General features: G+C 45.0%; 27 protein-coding genes. 13 read left to right on the top strand and 14 right to left on the bottom strand.

Annotated elements, in window-relative coordinates; translation table 11 throughout:
• Positions 1-288 precede the first annotated feature (288 nt).
• Both L5M37_RS14510 and L5M37_RS14505 read left to right on the top strand, forming a co-directional pair.
• The gene (locus tag L5M37_RS14510; RefSeq protein ID WP_028759518.1) at positions 289-1,284 is read left to right on the top strand and encodes a response regulator; all 996 of its coding nucleotides are present in this window, start codon (positions 289-291) and stop codon (positions 1,282-1,284) included.
• Between the two features lie 18 nt (positions 1,285-1,302).
• Entirely contained in the window at positions 1,303-2,277 is a 975-nt protein-coding gene (locus tag L5M37_RS14505) for a sensor domain-containing diguanylate cyclase (protein WP_113939163.1), read from the top strand.
• Positions 2,278-2,359: 82 nt separating this feature from the next.
• On the opposite strand, the gene rraB is transcribed toward L5M37_RS14505, so the two are convergent.
• From rraB to L5M37_RS14475, 6 genes are all read right to left on the bottom strand, one after another.
• Positions 2,360-2,767: a ribonuclease E inhibitor RraB gene (rraB, locus tag L5M37_RS14500; RefSeq protein ID WP_113939164.1), complete on the bottom strand. Its 408-nt coding sequence runs from the start codon at positions 2,765-2,767 to the stop codon at positions 2,360-2,362.
• 40 nt (positions 2,768-2,807) lie between these two features.
• Entirely contained in the window at positions 2,808-3,551 is a 744-nt protein-coding gene (locus L5M37_RS14495) for a 1-acylglycerol-3-phosphate O-acyltransferase (RefSeq protein WP_105250295.1), read from the bottom strand.
• A 162-nt stretch (positions 3,552-3,713) separates the two neighbouring features.
• Positions 3,714-4,514 carry a metal ABC transporter permease gene (locus tag L5M37_RS14490; protein ID WP_168827353.1) on the bottom strand — a complete coding sequence of 267 codons (801 nt, stop codon included), beginning with the start codon at positions 4,512-4,514 and terminating at the stop codon, positions 3,714-3,716.
• A gap of 4 nt (positions 4,515-4,518) precedes the next feature.
• Positions 4,519-5,427 (bottom strand): metal ABC transporter solute-binding protein, Zn/Mn family, encoded by a 909-nt coding sequence (locus L5M37_RS14485; protein WP_173913152.1) that lies wholly within the window; start codon positions 5,425-5,427, stop codon positions 4,519-4,521.
• Positions 5,411-6,595 carry a hypothetical protein gene (locus tag L5M37_RS14480; RefSeq protein WP_105250297.1) on the bottom strand — a complete coding sequence of 395 codons (1,185 nt, stop codon included), beginning with the start codon at positions 6,593-6,595 and terminating at the stop codon, positions 5,411-5,413. Before L5M37_RS14480 ends, L5M37_RS14485 begins: the two co-directional genes overlap by 17 nt.
• An 81-nt stretch (positions 6,596-6,676) precedes the next feature.
• A complete protein-coding gene (locus L5M37_RS14475) occupies positions 6,677-6,967 on the bottom strand; it encodes an ABC-type zinc uptake system zinc chaperone (RefSeq protein ID WP_168827349.1) in 291 nt (96 codons plus the stop codon).
• A 288-nt stretch (positions 6,968-7,255) separates the two neighbouring features.
• Here L5M37_RS14475 and L5M37_RS14470 point away from each other — a divergent pair, with 288 nt between their 5' ends.
• Complete coding sequence (locus tag L5M37_RS14470) at positions 7,256-7,381, top strand: hypothetical protein (protein ID WP_105250299.1); 126 nt, start codon at positions 7,256-7,258, stop codon at positions 7,379-7,381.
• A 137-nt stretch (positions 7,382-7,518) separates the two neighbouring features.
• Here the strand turns inward: L5M37_RS14470 and L5M37_RS14465 are convergent, their stop codons facing one another.
• Complete coding sequence (locus L5M37_RS14465) at positions 7,519-7,848, bottom strand: hypothetical protein (RefSeq protein ID WP_113939169.1); 330 nt, start codon at positions 7,846-7,848, stop codon at positions 7,519-7,521.
• Positions 7,849-8,081: 233 nt separating this feature from the next.
• Here L5M37_RS14465 and L5M37_RS14460 point away from each other — a divergent pair, with 233 nt between their 5' ends.
• On the top strand, positions 8,082-9,740 hold the full coding sequence (locus L5M37_RS14460) for a mechanosensitive ion channel family protein (protein WP_263145476.1): 1,659 nt from the start codon (positions 8,082-8,084) through the stop codon (positions 9,738-9,740).
• Between the two features lie 84 nt (positions 9,741-9,824).
• Here the strand turns inward: L5M37_RS14460 and L5M37_RS14455 are convergent, their stop codons facing one another.
• Together L5M37_RS14455 and L5M37_RS14450 are read right to left on the bottom strand one after the other, a co-directional pair.
• Positions 9,825-11,537 (bottom strand): formate--tetrahydrofolate ligase, encoded by a 1,713-nt coding sequence (locus L5M37_RS14455; protein WP_263200947.1) that lies wholly within the window; start codon positions 11,535-11,537, stop codon positions 9,825-9,827.
• Between the two features lie 344 nt (positions 11,538-11,881).
• Positions 11,882-12,712, bottom strand: a complete 831-nt coding sequence (locus tag L5M37_RS14450; protein WP_011845701.1) for a MaoC/PaaZ C-terminal domain-containing protein — start codon at positions 12,710-12,712, stop codon at positions 11,882-11,884.
• A gap of 727 nt (positions 12,713-13,439) precedes the next feature.
• Between L5M37_RS14450 and L5M37_RS14445 the strand changes: the two genes are divergently transcribed.
• Positions 13,440-14,213, top strand: coding sequence for a methyltransferase domain-containing protein (locus L5M37_RS14445; RefSeq protein ID WP_263200945.1), 774 nt, complete (start codon positions 13,440-13,442; stop codon positions 14,211-14,213).
• Positions 14,214-14,246: 33 nt separating this feature from the next.
• Here L5M37_RS14445 and L5M37_RS14440 read toward each other — a convergent pair whose 3' ends face one another.
• The gene (locus tag L5M37_RS14440) at positions 14,247-15,149 is read right to left on the bottom strand and encodes a TraB/GumN family protein (protein ID WP_263200943.1); all 903 of its coding nucleotides are present in this window, start codon (positions 15,147-15,149) and stop codon (positions 14,247-14,249) included.
• Between the two features lie 48 nt (positions 15,150-15,197).
• Here L5M37_RS14440 and L5M37_RS14435 point away from each other — a divergent pair, with 48 nt between their 5' ends.
• Positions 15,198-15,506, top strand: coding sequence for a prephenate dehydrogenase (locus L5M37_RS14435; RefSeq protein ID WP_105250305.1), 309 nt, complete (start codon positions 15,198-15,200; stop codon positions 15,504-15,506).
• A 165-nt stretch (positions 15,507-15,671) separates the two neighbouring features.
• On the top strand, positions 15,672-17,429 hold the full coding sequence (locus L5M37_RS14430; RefSeq protein ID WP_263195920.1) for a GGDEF domain-containing protein: 1,758 nt from the start codon (positions 15,672-15,674) through the stop codon (positions 17,427-17,429).
• A 43-nt stretch (positions 17,430-17,472) separates the two neighbouring features.
• On the opposite strand, the gene L5M37_RS14425 is transcribed toward L5M37_RS14430, so the two are convergent.
• Complete coding sequence (locus L5M37_RS14425) at positions 17,473-17,997, bottom strand: DUF3016 domain-containing protein (RefSeq protein ID WP_131523944.1); 525 nt, start codon at positions 17,995-17,997, stop codon at positions 17,473-17,475.
• 279 nt (positions 17,998-18,276) lie between these two features.
• On the opposite strand from L5M37_RS14425, the gene L5M37_RS14420 reads away from it, so the two are divergent.
• Both L5M37_RS14420 and L5M37_RS14415 read left to right on the top strand, forming a co-directional pair.
• Complete coding sequence (locus L5M37_RS14420; RefSeq protein ID WP_105250308.1) at positions 18,277-18,585, top strand: hypothetical protein; 309 nt, start codon at positions 18,277-18,279, stop codon at positions 18,583-18,585.
• Between the two features lie 135 nt (positions 18,586-18,720).
• Entirely contained in the window at positions 18,721-19,035 is a 315-nt protein-coding gene (locus L5M37_RS14415; RefSeq protein WP_173247615.1) for a hypothetical protein, read from the top strand.
• Between the two features lie 13 nt (positions 19,036-19,048).
• Here L5M37_RS14415 and L5M37_RS14410 read toward each other — a convergent pair whose 3' ends face one another.
• The gene (locus L5M37_RS14410) at positions 19,049-19,558 is read right to left on the bottom strand and encodes a DUF4240 domain-containing protein (RefSeq protein ID WP_173247618.1); all 510 of its coding nucleotides are present in this window, start codon (positions 19,556-19,558) and stop codon (positions 19,049-19,051) included.
• Positions 19,559-19,685: 127 nt separating this feature from the next.
• Between L5M37_RS14410 and L5M37_RS14405 the strand changes: the two genes are divergently transcribed.
• The 4 genes from L5M37_RS14405 to L5M37_RS14390 all read left to right on the top strand — a co-directional run bounded on the left by L5M37_RS14405 (position 19,686) and on the right by L5M37_RS14390 (position 22,351).
• Complete coding sequence (locus L5M37_RS14405) at positions 19,686-20,066, top strand: hypothetical protein (protein ID WP_105250311.1); 381 nt, start codon at positions 19,686-19,688, stop codon at positions 20,064-20,066.
• A gap of 82 nt (positions 20,067-20,148) precedes the next feature.
• Positions 20,149-20,946 (top strand): response regulator, encoded by a 798-nt coding sequence (locus L5M37_RS14400; protein WP_105250312.1) that lies wholly within the window; start codon positions 20,149-20,151, stop codon positions 20,944-20,946.
• 148 nt (positions 20,947-21,094) lie between these two features.
• Positions 21,095-21,367 carry an HU family DNA-binding protein gene (locus L5M37_RS14395; protein ID WP_006079990.1) on the top strand — a complete coding sequence of 91 codons (273 nt, stop codon included), beginning with the start codon at positions 21,095-21,097 and terminating at the stop codon, positions 21,365-21,367.
• 291 nt (positions 21,368-21,658) lie between these two features.
• Complete coding sequence (locus L5M37_RS14390) at positions 21,659-22,351, top strand: TorF family putative porin (RefSeq protein WP_105250314.1); 693 nt, start codon at positions 21,659-21,661, stop codon at positions 22,349-22,351.
• A gap of 59 nt (positions 22,352-22,410) precedes the next feature.
• Here the strand turns inward: L5M37_RS14390 and rimK are convergent, their stop codons facing one another.
• Positions 22,411-23,316 carry a 30S ribosomal protein S6--L-glutamate ligase gene (gene rimK / locus L5M37_RS14385; RefSeq protein WP_113939182.1) on the bottom strand — a complete coding sequence of 302 codons (906 nt, stop codon included), beginning with the start codon at positions 23,314-23,316 and terminating at the stop codon, positions 22,411-22,413.
• 178 nt (positions 23,317-23,494) lie between these two features.
• Complete coding sequence (locus tag L5M37_RS14380) at positions 23,495-25,210, bottom strand: putative bifunctional diguanylate cyclase/phosphodiesterase (protein ID WP_263200942.1); 1,716 nt, start codon at positions 25,208-25,210, stop codon at positions 23,495-23,497.
• Positions 25,211-25,215: the final 5 nt, after the last annotated feature.

The following is a 25,215-nucleotide window of genomic DNA, read 5'->3' as shown; positions in this document are numbered from 1 at the left end:
CAGCGAAGGATGATTGGGCAGCAATATATGGATTCTATAGTCCTTTTTTAGTCACTATATCCTTGTTATTTACTCAACATTAGCTAGTTCGATTTAAGATTCTGCATGATTTGATTCAACAATGATTCAAATTTTAATGCCATCAGAAAATATAAATTTATCAATGATATCTATAAGTTACATATAAAAGATATTAATCAGACTTGCCCGAAGAACGCAATTCGTCAGTCAGACCTAAAAAATAAGTGTTATCTTCAATAAATGGGCAAATAAGGATCACTAGTCAGCATGTCAATATCTGTACTCATCTGTGACGATTCCGCCATGGCACGTAAGCAAATGGCCCGCACACTCCCCAAAGAGTGGGATGTGGAAATAACTTATGCGACCAATGGTGCCGAAGGCCTTGATGCCATCCGCGCTGGAAAAGGCGAAGTGGTGTTTCTCGATCTCAACATGCCTGTAATGGACGGTTATGAAGTACTGCAAACAGTGCAGCAACAGGACTTACCCGCGCTGATTATTGTGGTATCCGGTGATATTCAAATCAAAGCTCACGAGCGGGTTAAAGCCTTGGGTGCGTTAGATTTTATTCAAAAACCGGTGAGCGCCGATGCCATCAGCAACATTTTACAAGATTACGGCATCTTAACGCTGACGCAGAAAGATCTCACCGACGAAGTCCCGATGATCAAAGTCGACATGCGCGACGCTTGCCAAGAAATAGCCAACGTTGCCATGGGACGCGCCGCCGATCTGTTAGCTAAATTACTCGATGTATTCGTGTTACTACCTATCCCTAATGTGAACGTGCTTGAAGTCAGTGAGTTAACCATGGCGCTCAAAGCCACGGAAGAAAGCTCAACCGTATCCGCGCTCTGTCAAGGTTTTATCGGTGCGGGTATTGCGGGAGAGGCCCTGCTCTTGTTCCATGATTCCAGCTTTAAAGACATGGCCAAGCTGATGGGATTAGCTAATCCAGAAGACAAAAATACTGAGATAGAAGTCCTGATCGATACTGGAAACGTGCTGATAGGCGCTTTCCTTAACGGCATTTCTGAACAGCTCGATATGAAATTTAGTCAGGCTCACCCTGTCGTGTTGGGACGGCACTGCACGGTTAACGATCTGATCCATGATAATTCAGAGAAATGGCACCGAACTTTGGCAATGGAGATCAACTATCGGATTGAAGATCATAATATTCAATGCGATTTGCTACTGCTCTTCACCGAGGATTCTATCCCCACACTTAGCTATAAACTCGGCTATTTACTCGATTAACCAGTTGGATTTTATCCTATGTCAAATGACCAAAGCGCAATGAACGAACTACACTGGCTCATCGATATGGTACAAACCATAGAGGTGGGATTAGTGGTATTAGATCGCCATTACAATATCCAGCTGTGGAACGGTTTTATGGAGAATCACAGCGGTGTTTCCCCTAATTCGATCAAAGGTCAAAACCTATTTACCCGCTTCCCCGATCTGCCTGCCACTTGGTTAAAGCAGAAAATGGAATCGGTTTTCATGCTTAAAAACCGTGCTTTTATCAGCTGGGAACAACGTCCGTACGTTTTCCAATTTAAAAACTATCGCCCGATTACAGGCCGTGCAGACTATATGTACCAGAACGTGACCCTGCTGCCGCTGGCATCGCTCACGGGACAAGTGACCCATATCAGTGTGATTATTTATGACGTGACAGATATCGCCATCAACAAATTGCAACTTAAAGCTGCCAATGAACAACTCGAACGCCTTAGCCAAACCGATGGTCTAACTCAGTTGCATAATCGTCGTCATTGGCAAGAGTGTTTAGACCACGAGTACGACTTGTATGCCCGCTACTCAGGTATGGCAAGTTTAGTCATGATAGATATCGATAACTTTAAACATATCAACGACAGCTATGGCCATGTAGCGGGTGATAAAGTCATTCAGCATATCGCACACTTACTCAGCCAATCCTTACGTGATACCGACTGTGCAGGGCGTTATGGCGGCGAAGAATTTGCGGTTGTATTGCCTAAAACCAGCGGCGCAGATGCGATGAACTTTACCGAGCGACTCAGAGAGAAAATAGCCGCATCCGTCATAGTGTATGAAAGCCTTAAGATTACTGTGACGGTAAGTTTAGGCGTATGTGAAATTGGCTCCCATATTACCAGCAGTTCTAGCTGGATCTCCTGCTCCGATAAAGCCCTGTACGAAGCGAAACAAAAAGGCCGTAACTGCAGTGTTTTACATACGAGTAAAACAAGTAAATCCTAAGTATACCCAATAAAAATGCCCATCAATGATGGGCATTTTTATTTAAAACAAGTGAAGATTAAACTCGAGATCCGCTAACGAATTAATGAGGAAAACCATCATCTTCTTCGTCTTCATCTTCTTCGTCATCCATTTCATCGCCGACGAAATAGGTACCCCAACCGTCATATTCCACTTTCTGCTTTACCGCTAATTGCAGCAATTGCTCGGCCGCTTTGTCCAGTAATTCAACATCCAGTTTGTGGTGTGCGACAGCATCGAAACAGAAGATAATTGAACCATCCTCCAGTTCCATTTCTTCGGCATCATTCACCTCAAAACCTAATTTGAAGGCATCCACAGCCGCTTTTTCAAGACGGTCGAAATTGGTCGATGAAAAGTGATGCTCAATAACATATTCCGCATCAGGCTCTGAGCCATCGTCAAGCAGGGCTTGCACTATGTCACGATTCTCTGCAAGTTGGGCTTTTAACTGACTTTCAATAGACATGGATTTGTCTCCGTTAAGGTAAATCTGGCTCAAATTGGCATTATACGTCATCACTCGCGAGAGTTTTACCCATAAGTGCTGCCGCTTCTTGATTTATCTCAGCAAATCTCGCCGACATGCTGGCATGGATTTGCGCAGAGAAGTTTTTCACATCGGCTTTATCTAAACCTGCGGTCGGCACAGGTGCCATCATATCGATGATGACGACACCGTTATTCCAGCGATTTAACTTAATATGGCTCTGACACGAAGCAACCACTGGCACCACTGGCACTCCCGCCGCGATTGCAGTATGGAAAGCTCCCGCTTTAAAAGGTAACAGACCACGACCACGCGAACGTGTACCTTCAGGAAAAATCCATACGGATAGATTCTTCTGCTTAATTTTTTCAACCGTTTTAGCCATAGTATCAAAGGCACTGTGACGGTTTTTACGGTCGATAAGAATATTTCCTGACAACCAATAGATTTGACCGAATAGCGGCATCCACGCCAAACTCTTCTTGCCTAAACTCACTGTACCTTTAGGAACTGCTGTCGTGTGAGTAAAGAGATCAAAGTTATTCTGATGATTTGCTAAGAAAATATACGGGCCGTCCTGCACATCTTCGTGCCGGCGAACAATCACTTTAATCCCAAGGATTGGCGCAACCGATGAGAAGATCTTGGCGAACATATGTACATTGTCGCGATGGCGAGGCCTTAATAAACACACTAAGCCACCAAAAATAAAGGCAAGCAACAAAGATACCGCCAACAACATTGATCTGACGATTAAAAGCACGATTTACTCCGACTGTAAAAGTGGCGACAGTATAGCCACCATGGCTTTGGGACTCAATATATTGTTTACATCTGTAAGCTGACTTGCTAACAAGCAAGCAAAAAAAGCCCATCGATATACTGAACCTCCAGTGTATCGATGGGCTTTAAGATTAATATCGAACTAAGCGTGGTGCTTGGGTAGGATTTCAGACTCAGTTGCCTGAGGTGAGACTTTACTTAACACAAAGCGGATAACTAAGGCACTCACGGCCAAAGTCGCGACAATTGCCGCGCCACTAGGGAGATCTAAGGTCGCCGACAGAACTAAACCCAAAACATAGCCCAGTAAACCGACGAGGTAAGCGTAAAATAGCCGACCTTTACCACGGTACTTGTTCAACGCTAAAGCTGGCAATATCAGGGTACTGAACACCAGATAAACGCCTACTAATTCCACCGATAAGGTAATCACTAGCGCAAATAGCAGATAAAATCCTGCCCCGTCCAACATCTGGGGGCGCAGGAATATCGCTAATAACACCAGTGAATACACTACGGCCGGCAAAATCAGTTGTGACCAACTCACCCACAGGATCTGACCTGACATCAATTGCTTTAACAACTCGGCGCCATGTGGGTCGTTTGCCAGCAACAGCATTGCGGCTACCGCAGACAAGACATAAAAGCAGCCAATCATAGCCTCTAACTCACCCGCCATCCGCTTAGCTAACCAAGCGATAAAACCTGCGCCAGCAAGGGCAAATACAGCGGGCATCCACACATTAGAAAAAGGGATATCTTCTAATCTGTGATCCATGTGAGCGACGATGGCACCTAAGGCGGCAACTTGCGCTATCGCTAAATCGATAAAGATGATGCCACGCTTAAGTACTTGTCTCCCAAGTACAATATGCGTCGACAACACTAAGATCCCCGCAGCCAATGCAGGCAACAGAATCGACATCAGCTCAAGATCAAACATAGGTTTATTTCACTCCATTTAAGAGGGAAATCACGCTGTCATACAGGCTAAATAAATCTTGGCTCTTATCATTCCCCCCCACAGACATAGGCAGCATTACCACGGGCAAGTTCGCTTTTTCACCCAGCCATTTTGCACCGCGCTCATCCTGATAAGATGCCACAACTACGGCCAGAATATCCCCCTGCTCGGCGCGCGTCAGCAGACTCGCTAAGTGGCCGCTAGTGGGAGCTAAACCCGGTTTTGGCTCTAAGTCTGCCACTTGCTCGATACCAATCCAGTTGAATAAGTATCTAAAGCTAGAGTGGTAAGCGATCACTTTTTTACCTTGTAATCCCTTAGCTTGCGCTTCCCAACGCGGGACTGCGGCTTGCCAGCGAGTGGTAAAATCTGCCAGTGACTGTTGATAATCTGCCGCGCCAGCAGGATCTAACTGAGTCAGCTTAGCACTCAGTGCCGTGGCGACTTTTAACAGTCGCGTCGGGTCAAAATGAATATGTGGATTGCCTTGAGCATGCACATCCCCCATGCTGCGATCGACACTGGCCAGCTTATCTAAGGTCTCGATTTGATCGGCTGCGAAAAATAAGCCTTGCTCAGTCGAGCGCACTTTTGCGTTTGCCGACTTCATCTGCAGCATAGGCAACCAACCCACTTCAAGATCGGCACCTGCGCACACCACAAGATCCGCCTGACGCATTTTAGCGATCAAACTCGGACGCGCCTGCACTTGGTGAGGGTCTTGTAATGCCGTCGTTGCCGAATAGATGCTAGCCGTTGGAGCAAGCTCCTTGGTCAATGCCGCATATTCAGGTTCACAGGCAAACACATTCAGCTCGGCATGGGCCAAACCAGTGTAAGTGACAGATAAGGCCACTGCGGCCAATTTAGCTAAATTAGAATTGATGCGCACCGTGAGCCCCCAGAGACATAATATATTGAATAGTGAAGATGTTATCGTCTTCTATTCCATCGAAGTTAGTACCCTTTTGATTGGTATACTGGAAACGAACCGTCGAGAAGTGGCTAGAATGCCAAGCCAAACTCACCTCAGATTCCTTCAACTTTTGCCCATGAAAATGATCGCCATGGAGCTCTTGCGTATCAGCTTCACCATAACGCACCCCTGCTGACCAGCTCGGCGTGAATTGGTACACACTGCTCAGATACCAACCTTGGTGGTAATCTTGGCTCGGTGCATCCTCAGGATGTAAATCGATAGGTGTAAAATCGCTCACGCGATAGTACTCACCGCTCACTGTGAGATTTTGATATTTGTAGTTACCGTTAGGCGCCCACTTATAAACAAAATCAGCACCATAGGTATTTTTACCTGTGTAAGATGCGGCATGGCTATGACCTTCGTGCTCATCACCATGGGCATGCTCATCTTCATGTTCCCCTTCTTCATGGGCAGTCACTTGGCCATTTTCGTTGCGCAAGTAACTCAACCCCGCTTGCCATGAGCTGTTATCACCTATGTCGCCACCAATTTTTGAGTACAAGGTATAAACGCCGACCTTCTTAAACTCACGCTCACCATGCTCATCGGCAGCACGTAAACTATCGCCTTTAAAGGCTTCAACGCCCATGGTCCAATACAAGTCCGTCGGCGCTACGTAGTTAAAACGTATACCGTCATCAAAATAATGTCCCCCTAAGAATGCACGGTAAACCACAGGACGGTCGGTGAAGGAATCAGTATGTAAATGTTGGTTATTGAGGTAACCAATGTCCGATAAGAAACGGCCACCACGGATAGAAAATCCCGCTGGCATCGCCATGGTTTGAATAAAGGCTTCTTCCAGATTCAGTTCAGTCTCACCGTCATGCATTTCAACTACTGCGGTGATTTTACCGTAAAACATATCATCGATATTGGCACTCATCGCCAGTTCAGTTTCACCTAAACCAAAGCCATCTGGACTCTCGGCTAATGGGCGCTCTCCCGTCTGATAATATCCATTTAGCACACCACTGATATTAGGGTTGGTCAAGCTCGAGTCTTCTGCAAATAAGCTAGGCGAAACGAGCGCACACGCCAAAGCCACCAAAGAAATTCGGGTATTTAAAACAGTCATGATATCTCCAAAATACAACTAGCACTCGACGACTGATATAAAGTCATCAAGAAATACAATAAGTTAAAATTTTAAGTTGATTTAGAGAGCGAAGGGAGGCGCACGACTGCGATAAACACTGACGTGTTCAAAAATAGAGGAAGGTAAAATAAATTCGACCACATCGAAATGCTGTATAGCTAAATTCAGCGTCAGCGGATGGGTCAATAAAATCTTGTTGAGTTGGTGCTGATGGAAGCACAGGGTACAGTGAGTCTTAGCGCCATCATCAAGATGGGTCACACTATGGGCTGAGGCTGCAAGAGACAGCAATATCAGTACGGCAGCAAGCCATATCGAAATTGTGCGTCTAATGTGACTTTTAAGTCTCACTCAGTCGTCCCCATAGTTAAAAAGTTGCATAAGTCTATGTCAGTGCCATAGCAAGTTGCAATAAGGTAATCGCTTTGCAAAAGGTTACAAGATATTTGAGGTACCCAGTCTTACCAATAACTCCTTGTATCAATAGCGGTAGGATCTTGCGAGAACTCAGGTAAAAAAACGCATTTAAGATTAGCTTAAGTGAGTGTAACTATAGTGTATTTAGTTTTTATGTCTGCGAGCACAATGACGAAATCAAGCTCGATATGGCTCCGTTTTATCCACCTAAAGGCAACTATTATGCTAGCATTTTTTCGTGAAAACTTAGGGCTTATCTTAGGGATAGTCATCTTCAGCGCGGTGATATTTGGTGGTATTTATTACGTTGAGCACTCCTTAACGAGCCAAGAACAAGTCGTGCAGTAAATAAAGACGCGGCTGCAGTTCGCCCTTTAAATCCTTTTAGTTGCATTTTGAGCGCCTGCTAAAGGCGCTCAAATGATGTTCGTCTCTGGAAAATTATATCGCTGATTTTCCGATCCATGACGAATCCACTTATTAGCCTAACGATACTTCTGTCTTTGATCGCTATCATCGACTTGCTCAGGCGCTTCAATGGTGATGACTTGATCCATAAAATGGCTCACAAACAACAACATCAACGAAAAAATCATTACAGGGATCGCAAAATACCGCACAGAGGCATCAAAGTAACTGTATCCCGCCGTAAACACACTCAAATAAAATCCTAATAACTTGAGTTTAGCCAATGTTGGACTGCGGCCTAACCAAGCCGCACAATGGGGGCAACGCACTTGAGCGTCGAAACCTTTGCCTCTTTGCTGGCTAATGTCACTAACCTTGATGTACTGATTACAATGGGAACACAACATGAAAACACGATTCCTAAATAACGATGCGCAAGTTTACCAGATACCGACTAGAGTTCGGCCTGTAAATACCCCAAATGTCGGAAAAAGCAGATAAAGCACCGCACTCAAGGTTAAGCTCAAATCAACCCTTCCCAAAAAGTTTAATTCTAAGGGCTATTTCACTCGCAGATATTTTACAGTAAATCCGGCAACATCTATCATACTCAGACATATTTCTACTTAAGATCACTCCTATGCACCGCTACCTCGCTCTCGTGTTTGCCCTGCTAATACCACTACTGAGCCTTTCATCCCAAGCGCAAACTGAACCTGTCGCTGCAACCGAAAGCCCATCCAGCACTCCTGTAACGCTCAAGGCAGAACTGGCAATGCTGCAACAGGCTATCGATACGGATATACGTAAACTAAAAAATGCCAAAGGCGAATTGAAGACAATTGTTGAATATCGAATTCAAAACAAAACCTTACAGTTACGTAATAAGATTAAAGATCTGCTCGAAGCAACACCAATCGACAAAGCTTTTCTGCAGCCATTAATCCAAGGACAACTTAACTACATCCAACAAATTGATGCTTATATCGATGACAACATTAGTAAATTAGAACAGCAATTAGGTTCGAGCACAGATGATGCGACTCTGCTGGAAATATCAAAGCGCGAATTAGAAAAAGACACCTATTACAAGCAACAACTCGAGACGCTCACTTGGCTCGAACAAGTTGGCCAAGATATTAGCGAAGCACAAAAATCACTGATGCAAATTTTAGTAGCTCGTGCCGATACGCTAGAAAGTTTAGTGACTTATACCCAGCAGCAACTACAAGCAGCAATCGATACCGCAACCAATGCAGGTAAAGATGTCACTTCGGCGCAAACCAGCCACGTAATGATGCTAAAGGAACGCTTAGCACAAAATAGTCAGAGCTTAAATATCGACATCAGCCTACTCGACGCCTTAGGCCATGATACCGCCGCGCTGAAAAAGACACTCTTTAGTGTTTCAGGTGATATCACTCAAGATGTGTTGAACTTTGATGTGGCATCAAGTCTCGTTGAGCAGTGGCTAAATACGGCACAAGAACAAGCGATTAATCACGGCCCAACCGTCGTGTTTAAGTTATTTGTTTTCTGTTTGATCTTGTTTATTGCGGGTCTCGCCGGCAAGTTAGCCAAACAGATAGTGAAAAATACCGTTAGCAATTCTAAGTTGAATTTAAGTAAGTTATTACAAGACTTCTTCACCTCGCTATCAGGTAAAGCCGTCTTTACTATCGGGCTGTTAATCGCCCTTTCACAGCTTGGGATCGAACTTGGTCCCTTGCTCGCAGGCTTTGGTATCGCGGGTGTTATTATTGGTTTTGCCCTGCAAGATACCCTGTCGAATTTCGCCTCAGGCATGATGATCTTAATTTACCGCCCCTATGATGTGGGCGATTTGATCAACGCCGCTGGCGTCACCGGACGCGTCAGTCACATGAGCCTTGTCTCCACCACGATTAAAACCATGGATAACCAACGTCTTATTATTCCTAATAATAAGATTTGGGGTGACACAATTAACAACATCACAGCTGAGCATCAACGTCGAGTCGATATGACCTTTGGGATCAGTTATAGCGACAGCATCGAACAGGCTGAAGCGATTCTCAAGTCCATCGTCGAAGCGCATCCTAAGGTACAACCATTGCCAGAACCGACGATTAAACTACATCTATTGAGCGAATCTTCGGTCGACTTTATTGTCCGCCCTTGGGCAAAACCGGAAGATTACTGGGAAGTGTATTGGGACATTACCCGCGAAGTGAAAATGCGCTTTGACGCCGAAGGGATCAGTATTCCCTTCCCACAGCGTGATGTGCATATCTATCAAACCACGAAATCACCGCTTTAAACCAGCGTTAAACGAGAGAAGAAGGGCGTTGCAATGAGCTCGCCCTTATTTTTATCTCTGGCCTATAAATCTCTGCATCAAGTGTTAGCCTAAGCCGACTATCTCACCTTGCGCATCAATATCAATTTTTAAGTAACCCGGTTTCAGCCCAAGTCCTGGCATAGTCATCACATTCCCCACCAAGGCGGTGATAAACCCCGCACCAGCATGCAAGACGAAACCCCGCACTGGGATCTCAAAGTCCTGAGGAACGCCCTTTAAGCTAGGATCGTGACTAATTGATAACGGCGTTTTGGCCATACACAGGGGCAAATGTCCATAACCTAATACGGTCAGCTGCTGCGCCTGTTGTTTGGCCTCGATAGAAAGGCTAACGCCCGCTGCGCCATACCCCACCTCGGCTAAAGTGGATAACTTAGCCTCCAATGAGGCTTCATCTGAATATAACAGCTTGAACTGACTCTCGGTTTCAGCGGCGCGAACCACAGTCTGCGCTAAGGCGACAGCGCCAGCCTCCCCCTGGCTAAAAGCATCGCTGACCTCACAGCCAAAGGCGCTGCTCGCGTTGACGGCTTCAGTTAGCCATTGCAACTCGGCATCAGTGTCAGTGGCGAAACGGTTAATGGCAACCACCACAGGAATACCATAGCGAGCCACATTATTGATATGCCAGTTTAAATTTGCAAAGCCTGCTTCGAGTCGAGCCTGATCTGGTAGATTGATATCTGACTCAGACACTAAACCACTATTGGCCTTCAGCGCTTTTAAAGTAGTGACCAGCACAGCGGCAGCGGGCACCTGACCCGATTGACGCACCTTGATATTACAGAACTTTTCAAAGCCCATATCTGAGCCAAAACCAGCTTCAGTCACCACAAAATCCGCCAGTCTGAGGGCGATGTCATCGGCAATAATGGATGAATTACCGTGGGCAATATTGGCAAAGGGTCCCGCATGGATCAGGCAAGGTGAACCATTTAAGGTCTGCATTAACGTCGGCTTTATCGCATCCGCCATGATGGCCGTCATCGCGCCAGCGACACCTAAGTCTTCGGCTGTGATCACTTGCCCTTGAGTATTTAACGCCAGCACTAGACGACCGATCCGTACCCGCATATCCGCCAAATTATGACTTAAGGCTAAAATCGCCATTAACTCAGAGGCGGCGGTGATATCAAAACTGGAGGCGTACTCTGGGCCATTATTATCGCCTAAGCCCACCTGGATTTGCCTAAGACAGCGATCGTTGTGATCGACCACTCGGTGCCAACGGATCTCTCTAGGATCGATATTCAAAAACGCTTGCCCAGATTGCGCCTCAAATTCCGCCTTACCTAAGCGCGCTTCATGAAATAGCCGCGCCGCAATCGCCGCAGCCCCTAAATTGTGGGCACTGCTCACGGCATGAATATCACCCGTGAGATGCAAATTCATCTCCTGCATGGGCACCACTTGCGCATAACCGCCACCCGCAGCGCCACCTTTCACCCCAAATACAGGCCCCATGCTGGGCTGGCGAATACAGGCACAGGCCTTTTTGCCTATGGCATTTAACGATTGCGTTAAGCCAATGCTAGTCACCGTTTTACCTTCACCGTGTGGCGTAGGCGTGACTGCGGTGACGATAATCAATTTGCCTTTGCGCTGCCCAGCCAAACGCTGCAACACACTGAGCTCGACCTTGGCTTTAGTGTGACCAAATTGCATCATCTCTTCGGGTAATAGACCTAAGTCGGCGCCCAGTTCATTAATGTCTTTTAGGCTAGCGCGATTCGAAATATCCATATCTGTCAGCATGCGTCGGTTTCTCCCTTTCAGATACGCTCTGGTTTAGAATGAGAGTTCAACTAACAACACTCATTGAATAGGGCCGGATATTAGGCGATTGGCTTAAAGTTATATAGCCATCGAAAGGGTTAATGAGCAATTCCTTAATCTGCATCAAATAATCGGCCCTGCGTCCGAGCGGATAAAGAGTGCCGTTGCCTCAAATGAGATCAAGCTCGACGCCAGCAATGGTTCAGTATCTGGTAGGCATCTATGGGTCACAGCGTACCTTGATTTTTGTTTCTCAAAAGCAACAGCCATAAACAACAACGGCACCAGAAGGCGCCGTTGTTGTATGCATTATTGAGTGCGATTTAAAACTGCACATCGCCACTTAAATGCGGGCGACGGCCTTTGCTATCACGTAATTCAAATACCATATTATCGGTGTTCTGCTCATAGCCAAACCCGACATCGGCAGGCATTAGCAGTGGCAATTTAAAAGTCACATCCACGGTAAATGGACGATCGCCAATGCTTGGCATCAACTCCGCCAAACAACGGGCCTTAGACCACATACCATGGGCGAGCACGCGATCAAAACCAAAACGCTTTGAGAGCACAGGATGCAAGTGGATCAGGTTATAGTCACCAGACGCCTTAGCATAACGACGGCCTAAATCTTCACTCAAGCGCCAGCTTTGCGGCGTTTCCCACGCCATATCAATGGCTTTAGGTGGACGAACCCGGCGTCCAGCAACATCGATACGATATAAATAGGTGGATAGCGATTCCCAAACGAGTTCTTCACCCACAAACGCCTTAGACACAAATTCAAACTCTAAGCCGGAATCAGTCTCACGGCTCGTAGTCAAAGCGCACTCGAGGGAGAAAGTCTCGTCAACCGTCACTGGGCGATACACTTGAATGCGGTTCTTAAGGTGGATCATCCCAAGCAGCGGGAAAGTGATGCCATCGTGGGTAAAAATCACCGCATGCAGGCGAAATGCCATCACATAGAGATAGGTTGGCGGCAGCACTTTACCGTCAAATTGAAAACCACACACCTGCGCGTATTGGCTTACTTTAGTTTCAGACACAGTCACATGTGGCGCGGTCACCTTAATATGGGGCAGCGGTTGCTGATCCCAACCCGGCTTACGGCCAAAGAAGATCTTGCGATAAAGAGAAAACAGCGACGGCATCGCGTTCAATTCAACACAATATGCATTATTCAAGTCTGAGTACCTTTTAATTAACTATCCCTTGGCACATAAATACATTGCCATAAATTACCCCGTACAGACGAGTAAGGTCTGCTCAATCAAGTTGATAACGAGTGTAAAACAGGCAGTGCTGCGTCTTAATAAGGGCTGATGCTGACTCTCCGAATGGACAACTATACCCAAACAACCTGAAAATGCAGGATTCAGCGGGAATTTAACGCACTTTAGGCAAGGCCCTTTATTGCTCCTGCATAAATGGCATTCACGCCATCCATGGCGATTGCGGTTATTTGCGGACCTAGTGGACTAAGTTCAAAATAACCAACACAGCATAAAGTGCGTTAAAACCCGCCGGGACGGAGTGCCTAGGGCACTTCACTTCCGTGTTGCATCAATTCAAAAGGTGGCCGACATTCTGTCATTGATACGCCTTGAATTGAAGCAACCTAGGCGCTCTGAAACTCGTATCTTCAGGTCGCTTGGGTATATAGAGTCAGGTTTGGCGAAAACGGCGTGATTATAACCCAGAGCACTGAGTTCTGTGTATCCCTAAGTTTAGTAGGAATAATTACTACTAATAAAATCAATATATTAAAAATTAACGATGCAAATTTATCCACCTCAACTCGGCAATAACATCTCCAGAGTGCGAAAAATTTACGACTGTGCCACACTATCGTTCCACTCTCTTTAACCTAGTTATCACGTGCAAGATAAGAATTTTGATAAGCTCGCGCAAAAATTTGCGAAAAACATCTATGGTACGCCCAAGGGCGAAATTCGTGCCGCAGTGCTATGGCGCGACCTCGTCCCCGCGCTGGCAAAACTGGGGGATAAAAAACTCAGAGTATTAGATGCGGGCGGTGGTTTTGGTTATTTTAGCCAAAGATTAGCGCGCCTCGGCCACGAAGTTGTACTCTGCGATATCTCTGCTGAGATGCTGGCTCAAGCCAAAGAACAAATTGATGCCTCCCATGAACCATTAGCTATCCAGCTTATCCATGCGCCTATCCAAGCATTATCGGTCGATAACCATGGTTATTTCGATATCATACTGTGTCATGCGGTCGTTGAATGGTTAACGGATGCTAAGCCAACTGTAGCGGGTTTACTTACTATGCTAAAACTCGGCGGATTATTCTCTTTGATGTTTTACAACAAAGAAGCCATGCGCTTTCATGCTTTAGTGTCGGGCAATTTCGATTACGTCGCAGCTGATTTAAAAGTGAAGAAGAAAGTGCGACTAACTCCCACTCATCCGCTTTATATTCAAGAAGTTAAAGATTGGTTTAGCGAGTGGCGAATGTCGCTCATCAGCCAGTCTGGCGTGCGTGTAATCCACGACTATTTGAAAAAGAGTCAGCCCGCGGATTTCGACTATCACAAGCTGCTACAAATGGAGCTGGAGTACTCGCAACGCGAACCCTATATTTCCCTCGGCCGATATGTGCACTTTTTAGGGCAAAGCTCTGCAGTGTGAGCGCGCGTCGTTACAAACGCGCTGCCTAAACGATTACTGACAAGTCTGTTTCCAGCAGGCGCTAACTTTGGCGCCTGCTTGTTCTAGCAATTGCACCACGCTTTTATCCCCCACCACATGGCCAGCACCAACCACCACAAACAAAGGTGAAGTCACGTCAGTCGAGCCCATTAATTTTATAATGCCATCGGCCATCACATGGTTTCGCTGCCAGAGGATTTTCTCTAGCATTTTAGTGTCGCCCTCGCCGCCCATTTGCTCCTGCATTATGGCATCAAGCTCAGTTTCATTACCTGAACGCCAAGCCGTTATTAACGATAAAAGCTCCGCATCCGATGCGCTAATCACCTCACGCACCATAGACCACTGCTCTTGACTATTAAAAGACGCTAACAATTGAAATTGTGACTCGGCGGTTTCCAACGGATACACAGGCAAAGTCGCATATCGAGCCATCAACTGCATATCAACGCCATAATCCGTGCTGTAACCTAAGTCGTTATAACGCAATAAGTTAACTTGAGTAGCCTGCAGCCAAGGGGCGAAAGATTGAATCGACTGGCAAACATTTGCCGTGGCCGCGCAATAGGGCGTCATGCTCTCGACCGTTTGCTTATCTCGGCTCTGCCAATCTAAACCCTTAGTTTTATCGGCGCGACCGTATTGTTGCAGTAAGGCTGTGCTATCGACTTTATTGATATCGACTTCTACGACTAAGCCCTTAGCTTTACCCAACGCGGTTTCAATTTGGGTGGGTAAAGGATAAAAATCGGCACGTCCAATATGAATCGAACCCAGTAAATACGCACTCTTGCCTTGCCATTGCACTTGATAAAATGGTGGTTTATCAGTTTCTGCACCCGCCACTTTTGTGCTCAAACCCGCTAACGCCATAAAACAGATTGATGCAATTAGTCGCCATTGGCTTGTTGCCATATCCTTTGCCCCTTATAATTCCTGCAAATTTTGCAATGAGACGCTGTTATGCCACATACCAAGGTTATAGAGCAACTGAAAGAAAATCTTCAAATCGCCTATCGCCAAGCCATAGACGCCGACGCTAAGTTAGATGAGCTAAAGAAAGCTGGCCATGGAAACTTCACCAGCATATTCACGGCAGAACAAGGTTTTATCGCTTCGAGTAATCGCTTTCTGCCCTATGTGCAAGAGTTGGTCGATGACTTAACTCGCATGGAAGAACATCAAACGCTCGATCCTAAAGAACTCGAAACCTATGTGCGTCAGTTAGGCGCATTACTGCAAACATTGCAGGCCTTTAAGAAGCAAAGCTAAACCGAGATTAGGGGCTGAAACTCATCTTAGATTTCAGCTCTTTCCATAGCATATCTAATCAAGCCCACCAACACAGATAGATAGCACTAAGCTTCCCCAAAACTGTCATCATTTTGTCATTTCTAAGTCATAGACTCCGCTCACATAGACGAAGGGGCTGACGTAATGACAAGTTTAGATCTGGCTAAAGAGCTCGATAAAATAATCTCTAAAGCGGCAATCAGTCCCTTATTTCAGCCAATTTTCAATATATTAGAACATAAAATTCATGGTTTTGAGGCGTTAAGCCGTGGCCCAGAACACAGCCCGTTATACTCCCCAGTCCCGCTATTTCAGACCGCCGAACATCAAGGTAAATTAAGCGAGCTAGAAACCCTTTGTCGCCGTATTTCACTCGAGCAATTTAAGTTGCGTCAGTTTCAAGGCAAGCTGTTTATCAATATCTCGCCCAAGGCATTATTAGATCCTGCCCACCCTAAGGGCATGACCTTACAACTGCTACAACAACTCGGCATAGCGCCATCACAGGTTGTGATTGAACTTTCAGAGCAATATCCCGCCGATGATATCGATTTACTCAAATCCTGCTTGAATCACTATCGTAGCCAAGGTTTTTTAACAGCGATCGATGACTTAGGTGCAGGTTATTCGGGTCTGAGACTCTGGTCAGAATTGTCACCCGACTATGTCAAAATCGACCGTCACTTTATCCATCAGATTGATTCGACTCCCGTCAAACAGGAATTTGTCCGCTCGATTGTGGAGTTATGCCAAAGCTTAACCTGCAAAGTGATAGCCGAAGGAATTGAAACGCAAGAGGAATTAGCCGTACTCAAACAACTGGGTATCGTCTATTGCCAAGGCTACTTACTCGGTCGTCCAGAAGTGCTCCCCTGCCGCGCGATGAAAGCGACCTTAGTGCCAAGCAATACTCAAATTCAACCTAGATACAGCGAATCGGCCGAGAGCCTGTGCACGAGCGCCATAACCGTAGTGCCCACACTTAAACTCAAATTTTTAAGTGACACCTTTATCTCGCAACCTGCATTACAGGCGGTTGTAGTGGTCGATAACCAGTTGCCACTCGGTATTATCAGCCGCGCGACCTTACTTGAACTCTTCAGCACACCCTATGGTCGCGCCTTACATGAAAATCATGCTGTGAGTGAAGTAATGGACCCGCAAGTCATCCAGATTGAGGCCAACGAACCGTTATCCACCGTAAGTCAATTACTGACCTCAGAGAGTGCTAATACGGTAGCGCAACAGTTCATTATCCTTCGCCGTGGTAAACTACTCGGCATAGGCCATACCAAGGATTTGCTACAAAGGATCACAGAGCACAGAATTAAGATGGCGCGCCATGCGAATCCTCTTACAGACTTGCCGGGTAATGTGCCCATTCAAGAGGAATTAAAACGCCTTAAGATCCAAAAGAAACATTTTTATCTAGCCTATTTTGATCTGTGTAACTTTAAGCCCTATAACGATATTTATGGATTTTGCCGTGGCGATGAAGTGATTTGTGAAGTGGCGAATCTGTTACTGAAGTATAAAAGCGACAATTGCTTTGTTGGCCATGTCGGCGGCGATGACTTTGTAATTATCAGCACCTGTGAGCATATGATCAGCCGTTGCCAGCGAATTCTAGCGGATTTTGAAACCCATAAGCATTTGTTTTATAGCGCCGAGCACTGGCAGGCCCAAGAAATGCTCGCCGACGATAGAAAAGGTGAAGCCTGTTACCATCAATTGATCAGTCTGTGTGTAGGCATTTTACCACCAGCACTCACCTTTAACGCCCATGAACATAGTCTATCTACCTTAAGCGCTAGGGCAAAAAAACAGGCAAAATCCGCAAATAACGGATTTTACCTGTTAGAAAATCATCTAATTATCGGCACTCAGGCACTAACGGCATAGCTAAACAACTTAAATCCTCAGCATTAGCAACCGATATGAGTCATTAAAGTTGTGGGGCAATCGTCTTCTTTAACCACTCGGTTAACATTTTGGTTTCATACATAAAAGGTTTATCATTTAAAGATTGGATCCCATCCATGAACCCCATATTCGACAGTTTTTCATCGCCCGCGATAATCACTTTATCGTTTTCCATGACTTGATAAGAAAAAGTCATACGCGGCGGATAAATGTCTTTGATAATGCGTAAATCATTGGCGGTCGCACCAAATGTTGGACGCATATCACCCGCAAGATCAACATCGGTAATGGTCATTTCAAGCTTTTGATTTGGCTTTAAAATCTTCGCGGCTTCTTTATTGATGTTTTCAGTTAAGGTCTCAAATAAGCGCTTCTCATAACGGGATTGGAGCTCCCCTGATGATTTTATATCGCGATAATCTTTAGGACTTTGCCAAACAATTTTAACCACACCATCTTCGGTGACGGGATCCACAGGCGCTTCATCGGCCGCCCAAGCCGCACTGCAACTTAATACACCTGCGAGTAAAAGGGACTGAATTTTCATGTTTGCCTCCAAGGCCTAAATAACTTTCTTGAGAACTACAGTACAAAATCTAACCTGAACTAGAGCTTAACGCAAAACTGATATAAGTACAGCAAATGTGCCGTAAGCTTTTGTATAATTAAGTAAATATTATTTAACCACCACAACCAATACGTATCTTTTTGTATCGGAATTGCACCAAGTAAGTGCATAGTTATCAATTTGTGAACATTTCACGCGCATAACGACAAAAAAAGCGTTATCCTTCCGCTATTGTTTACATTGCCCACTTAATAAAAAATGAAATTCCCTGTTGTACCTGTGTTCATTCTTATCCTGTTTACCTGCGTCGTAAGTGCGATTTGGTTTATCTCCCCGAGTGACAAAAATACTGGCCCTAAAACTTGGTCAGCCTTTATCTACAACCATGGCTATGATTCAGGAAAGTATAAAAAAACCGATAACTTTGACAGCTATAATACTTGCCGCGATTTTGCACGCGAACAATCTGCCTTCTACGACAATGTGCCTTGGGAATGTGGATCTATGTGCCAGTTCGATACTCGTAAGCAAGGATTTCAATGCGAAGAAATGAAGAATGAGCACTAACTAACCATTCAGCATAGGTTCAATATTTATACAATAAACTCCGCTCCTCACAGTACAACTCGTTTTCTTTACCGTCTAAGGATGCACGATTTAGAACTAACGTGTTAAACGTAATTTTTAACTTGGAGCTTACCTATGAACCTAAAAACGGCTTATCTATTCAACCCATATTCACGAAAACTCGCTTTATTGGCACTGCTGACAATCGGAACTAGCGTAAGTATTTCAAGCCAAGCTGCGCCATTGACCATCAGCCAGCAACAGGCAGTTAACACTCATTTGAGCAAATTGGCTCAGATGCAAAATGCGGCTGAACATCAAATGACAGAGCAGCTTAAGCAAGATTTTAGTCAACAATTAACCGCGCAAGAACATGAGTTTATGAGCGACATCTGCCCTAAATACGGCATGACCTTCGATGTCACTACCAACGCTTGCTTACGCTCATAAGGTATTGCCAAGACTAAAATGGAAAACGGGCACTCAGCTCAGGGTATTGCCGCTTTAAATCCTTGGGCTTAGTGCTAAATTTTTTCCCCACGGGCGTCGCCTTGCCCGATGGCATAAAGGGCAGTTCCTCACCAGTTCTATCTTCGTATAATTGCCCTGCGATAAGGTCGTATTCATCTACAAAAGGGTAAGCATAGGCATCTCGCTCTGGCCAAGCGACTAAACGTGCTAGGGTGTCAGGCTGATTAACCACACCTTCGAAAATTTCTTTACCAAGTGAAATCAAAAAACACCTAAACTCGGCAAAAGCATATTCAGAATCACAGCCCGTAATAATGTAAGCCGCCCCCCAAACAGACCACAAATAACTACGGCGCATCTGCTGACCAAAGATTTTATCGAAAGCTTTTAACTCTTCATTACTCAATTCGGCAAGTTTCTGCTTCAGTGCTTGAGTCAAAGACTCCTGTGATTGCGCAGCTTCCGTTCGCGTGACTAACCCCCAAAACTCAACTTCTGTCATAAACGTCACCTATTAGAGCCTCTAGCAAAAAGGCATATTCTACACGATATTACGGTTATACTGGACTCGGATTAGGGCATTTCCTACACTTGCTCATCTTCTACGCTACCTGTCTACACATACATTTATGCCTAAACGTCTTATACTACTGATCACGTTATATTGCCTCTTCAGCATTGCTGCACTTTGGCGTACTGTGATGACTCAATCCCTTGATGTATTCACCCTAGGTGTCCTCCCCGTGCTCGTTGGCATACTCATACGCGCGCCGTGGTCTAGCTTAGTGTTGAAAATTTATATTGGCATGCAAACCTTAGGATTCTCGGCACTGGGGATTACAGCAATTATTGCCTATCGCATTACCCCTGAGGATGTAAAAGTGGTTGTTTCTGGCCACAACATTCCTATGTTGCCACTCACAGTGAGCATTATTGTTATTTTACTCGTGCAGTATTGGATCGCATTTTCTAAGGTCACGAGACACTATTTGACCCGCCAAACTCAGTAATGGACTTTGTTGCTAAGCTGTTATCAATAGCGTAGCTTAGCGACCCAGTAAAATACTTACGACTCTTAACTTGAAGTAGACTATGAGCCATTTATCGCCCAGCGAACTTTCCATTCTTTTAGTAGAACCTTCAGAGACACAGCGTCGAATTATTATTCAGCGCTTACAACAAGAAGGCATTCTCAGCATTCAAACCGCAGAAAACATAGAAGCGGCTAAAGATATTATTGCTCGCCATAAACCTGACCTTATTGCGAGCGCCATGCATTTCGATGATGGCACTGCCATCGATCTCTTGGGCTACTTAAGGGCCAACGCTGACTGCAAAGATATCCAATTTATGCTGGTCTCGAGTGAGTGCCGCCGTGAGCAACTTGAAATATTCCGCCAATCGGGTGTAGTAGCGATTCTACCTAAACCCTTCAGTGCCGACCATTTAGGTACAGCATTGAATGCCACGATTGATTTACTCAGCCACGATGAACTCGACCTGAGTAATTTCGATGTACAAGATGTACGTGTATTAGTGGTCGATGATAGCCGTATGGCAAGAAACGTCATTAAACGTACGATTGGTAACTTAGGGATGAAGCTAATTACCGAGGCCGAGGATGGCGCGCAAGCCATAGCGTTAATGAAACACAATATGTTCGACTTAGTGATCACTGATTACAATATGCCGAGTGTAGATGGGCTAGCTTTGACACAATTTATCCGCAATGAAAGCCAACAATCACACATTCCCATCTTGATGGTGTCTTCCGAAGCCAACGATACCCACCTCAGCAATGTGTCCCAAGCGGGTGTAAATGCCTTATGTGACAAACCCTTTGAACCCAAACTTGTTAAAAAATTACTCTATCAACTGTTAGAAGAATAAAACTTAAGTCACGAACTGAGTAAATATTCTGCGCTTTACTGAACATCCTGCTGCACGCTAGACGCAAAAGGCTTTCCAAGTGTTAAACCTTATGGCATGTTAGGCACGCTTATTTCAAATAAATCTACGGAAAGAAGAGACAATAAAAATGAACAAAACTGAACTAATCGCCAAAATTGCAGAAAATGCCGATCTAACGAAAGTAGAAGCAGCACGCGCATTGAAGTCTTTTGAAGCAGCTATTACCGAATCAATGAAAAATGGTGACAAAATCTCCATCGTAGGTTTCGGTTCTTTTGAAACAGCGACTCGTGCCGCTCGCACTGGCCGTAACCCACAAACGGGTAAAGAAATTCAAATTGCTGAAGCGACAGTGCCTAAGTTTAAAGCGGGTAAAACCCTACGTGACAGCGTAAACTAAGTTATAAAATTCAATACAACGCCTCCATTGTGAGGCGTTTTTTTTTGCCCAATCCCAGTGAAGCACTGAATATTTTTTGCACAACAAAAGTGCGCCTCTGCCCCACAAACTGGCAAATAAAAACATTTCATTAACATTGCGAGTTATAACACCTTGTTTTACATGACATTGTAATAGTGGCATGTGATTAGCAAATCCTTCCTTAGAAAAAACCAAGATGCACTAATGGACACAGCTGACTTTGAGTGTGCCAATGGTGAATCGATAAATAAGTCAATCGAGGGGATGAGCATGAAGAAATCACTGTACAGCGTTTTGGCCTTATCGACGGGAATGTTACTGGCAGGCAACGCCTTTGCAGCCGTATCAGGCAACATTGGCGGTACCTCTAATTATCTATGGCGCGGTGCGACCCAAACTAAAGATGCGGTCGCAATCCAAGGTGGCCTTGACTACAGCCACGATTCTGGATTTTATGCGGGAACTTGGGCATCGAATGTGGATTTTGGTGATGATACTAGCTACGAGCTTGATCTATATGCAGGTTATGGCGGCAGTATTACCGAAGACATCAGCTACGACTTTGGCTATCTCTACTACGCCTATCCAGACGCACCAGGCAGTATTGATTTTGGTGAGCTCCATGCTGCTGTCACGTGGAAATGGCTCGAACTTGCTTACTCCCAAGTCATCAATGCCGGTGACGATCTGGCCGCCGATCCTTTAGATAATAAAGATCTCAGTTATCTTGCCGCGACGGTATCCGTTCCTCTCACTGAAAAGCTGAGTTTATCAGTGCACTATGGTTACTCAAACGGTGATGTCGTCCAATCCTGGTTTGGCGAAGATAATTATGCCGACTATAACGTGACTCTCAGTGCAGATACCAGCATAGGCACAGTGTCATTTATGGTCTCAGATACCGATCTCACCGATGATGATGCCAAACTAGTACTCGGATATTCCTACAGTTTTGATCTATAGGCTCTAAGCATAACAAAACGCCACCTTAAAAAGTGGCGTCGTTTTATCACAATCACCTACTAGGCAATAATTGACCTGTTCGTTTTACGGGCCGCAACCATTTTCTCGATATACTCAACAATGGGCTCAGTCACTGAAATCCCTGTTGTTTGCTCAATCCCTTCAATGCCAGGCGCCGAATTAACCTCAAGGATCAGTGGACCACGGTTAGAACGTAAAATATCTACTCCCGCGACAACCAATCCCATCGCCTTCACAGCGGCAATAGCCATTTTACGCTCAACAGAGGTGATTTTTACCACCTCACCACAACCACCTAAATGCAGATTAGAGCGGAAATCGCCCTCGGGACCTTGACGCTTCATCGAAGCAACAACCTTGTCACCGACAACAAAACAACGAATATCACTACCATTGGATTCTTTAATGTATTCCTGTACTAAGATATTCGCTTTGAGCCCCAAGAATGCTTCAATCACGCTCTCAGCAGCCGTTTTAGTTTCAGCGAGTACGACACCAATCCCTTGAGTGCCTTCGAGTAATTTAATGACTAACGGAGCGCCGCCCACCATATTGATGAGATCTGGGATATCATTTGGCTTATTGGCAAAACCCGTCACTGGCATGCCAATCCCTTTGCGGGAAAGTAGTTGCAGTGCCCGCAATTTGTCCCGCGAACGCGCAATGGAGATTGAATCATTCGCGGCATATACACCCATCATTTCAAACTGACGTACAACGGCACAACCATAAAAAGTCACGCTAGCATGAATACGCGGAATGATGGCATCAAACCCAACTAATTCAGTACCTTCATAATGAATGCTAGGTTTAATAGAATTAATATTCATGTAGCAATTCAGCGTATTGATCACGACCGCTTCATGTCCACGACTTTGGCAAGCCGCGACTAAGCGTTGTGTTGAATACAACTGGGGGAATTGGGATAAAATACCTATTTTCATTGCTGAGTGACCAACTTAAGCATGAGTGAATAAACCGTTCTGCGGCACCAAAAGCACAGCGACAGAAAAAGGGGCTGATATTTGTCTATTGCTCAGTGTAAAGCAAGAAAATATTCCTCACCAGACGAAATCATTATGCTAATGAAATACTTCAAGACCTATCACATTCGGAACTCGTTTAAATTAACAGCGGCAAAATATACTTAGCCTCAAACTCCGTTGCATCTAAGGGACGAGAAAATAAATAACCTTGTAATACAGTACAATGGCGAGAAGTACAAAACTCAGCCTGCTCAATTGTTTCAACGCCCTCAGCTACTGATATGACATTAAACCCATGGGCGAAGTTAAGTAATGCAGCGAGTAAACGAGTGTCTTTCTCATCCTTATCATAGGAAGCGACAAAGCTTTTATCGATTTTCAGCACGCTAATGGGAAACAATTTGATATGTTCTAAGGACGAAAAACCCGTCCCAAAATCATCGAGGGCAAAACGCACCCCTAACTCGGCGATTCTATCGAGCATTTTGGCATGTTCATGGGGATCTTCAATAAGGCAATTTTCAGTAATTTCAAGCTCTAATGCTACAGCAGGAAGTCCTGTCTTAGTCAGCGTACTCGCTATTTTATCAAACAGGTTCTCATTTCCAATTTGCGATGCAGACAGGTTAACGGCAATGGTGAATTCTTTCCCTGTTGGCTGTAATTGGGTTAGCCAACTCAATGCCTGTGTACAGGCTTGCTCAAGTACCCAGTCATCAATGTCCTCCATTAATCCGATCTCTTCGGCTATGGGTAAAAACTGATCTGGGGCGATAATATCATCCACAGGATGCTGCCAACGGACGAGGGCTTCCATCCCCACCAGCTGATGGGTTTTCGCATTCACTTGCGCTTGATAATGAACCTTAAATTCATTTCTTTTTAAGGCAGTACGCAAACTCGACTCGATATGATTACGGTAACGTACCTCTTTATCTAAAGCTTCTGAGTAGAACTGAATCTGGTTTCGGCCCATTTTTTTAGCGCGATACATGGCAATATCGGCACATTTCATCAGCTCAGAACTATTCGAAGCCGCTTCATTATAAAAAGCCACACCGATACTGGCACCAATAAGCACATCGTTATCACCGAGACAAAATACGTCCTCAAACACTTTGAGCAATCGATTAGCCACAATCATAGGGAAATATTTATAATCATTATCAGTGACTAGCACGACAAATTCGTCCCCACCTAAACGGGCAATAATGTCGCCATCTCGTAGTACTTCACTTAATCGAGCGGCTACTTTAACTAAAAGAATATCCCCCGTCTGATGGCCTAGAGTGTCATTGATCGCTTTAAAATCATCTAAATCGAGCAAGATAACGGCTAAATAGTCGTGACAACGTTTGGCCCTTGCTATCGCTCGATTAAGACAAAGTTCAAAACCATAGCGATTAACCAACTTAGTCAACGAATCGTGTTCAGCTAGCTCTTTTAGTTTTTGGTGACTATTACGTAACGCCAACGCCATTGAAGATCTTTGTTTCGCATAACGAATTGCACGGGTTAGTATCCGCGAGTTGACCTCATCTTTAAGCAAGAAGTCCTGTGCCCCTAGTTCAATACAGCGCTGAGCCAGTTTCTCATCTTCATAGCGACTCAGCATAACGACTACGGTCTGGTCTTGCGTCATGGCATTAAGCTTGATCAACACTTCTAAGCCATTAGCATCGGGTAATAAATAATCCAATAGAATACCGTCAAAATGACGTTCTAATGCGAGATTTAAACCATCAAATGCACAATTTGCTTCGACCACATTAAAAGTCAACTTTGACTGTCTGAGTGCTCGGATGATCGCAGTTCTATCAACTTCATCATCATCGATCAGTAGTAAATCCATATACT

The organism is Shewanella sp. SM69 (assembly GCF_025653985.1).
In the GTDB taxonomy this organism is placed as follows: domain Bacteria; phylum Pseudomonadota; class Gammaproteobacteria; order Enterobacterales; family Shewanellaceae; genus Shewanella; species Shewanella oncorhynchi.
The sequence above is the reverse complement of the archived record's forward strand: the minus strand, read 5'-3'. Positions and strand labels throughout refer to the sequence as shown.